This window comes from Leisingera sp. ANG-Vp (assembly GCF_000813725.1).
Classification (GTDB): Bacteria; Pseudomonadota; Alphaproteobacteria; order Rhodobacterales; family Rhodobacteraceae; genus Leisingera.
The window spans coordinates 22,110-22,822 of the sequence record NZ_JWLD01000031.1 but is presented as its reverse complement, the minus strand read 5'-3'; the positions used below and the strand labels follow the sequence as shown (position 1 = coordinate 22,822).

Genomic DNA, 713 nt, shown 5'->3' with positions numbered 1-713 from the left:
CCGAGGCATAGCCCGCCAATTCTGCCGCATCGGCCACATTCATCCCCTGCTCGGTCAGCCCCTGGCAGGCAATCTGCATCCGCCAGCTGGTGAGGTATTGCATCGGCGTGACCTCCATCTTGGTGGTGAACTCCTGCGCAAACGCCGTGCGCGACATGCCGGCCTCACGCGCCAGGCCCTCGACGCTCCACTCTTGCGCCGGGGACTGGTGGAAGGCTGTCAGCGCCCGCGAAATACGGGGATCGGCAAAGCCGGCCAGCGCTGAACTGCTAGGGCTTTGATATTCAAGATAGGCGCGGATCGCCTGGGCAAACAGCACCTCCGACAGTTTCAGCGCAATCAGGTCGCCGCCAATGCGCGCGCCGTTTACTTCCGAACCAATCATCCGCAGCGTCGCCTCAATCCAGGCGCCGGCTTCCTCTCCATAATTCTCGATCACAATAAAGGGCGGCAGCCGGTCTATCAGCATATGCCCCGTGCCGCGCCGTCCGGGCACGCCGGAAAAGGAGAAGTGGCCGCAAATCAGCTGGGTGTCGCGCCCCGCGCCTTCGCCGCCATACACCAGCACCCCGCCGCCGTCATAGCCCGCATCCTCCAGCACCTGCTCCAGCGGCAAGGCATCCAGCGGCTGTACCTCGTTGCACAGGAGCATATGGGCGGCGCCATGCGGGATCAGCACCAGATCCCCCTGTTTCAGCCGCAGGGTTTCGCCG

General features: G+C 64.2%; 1 protein-coding gene. It reads right to left on the bottom strand.

Annotated elements, in window-relative coordinates:
• The coding region (locus RA20_RS11185) for an AraC family transcriptional regulator (protein ID WP_039128316.1) at positions 1 to 713 on the bottom strand (713 nt) is incomplete at both ends.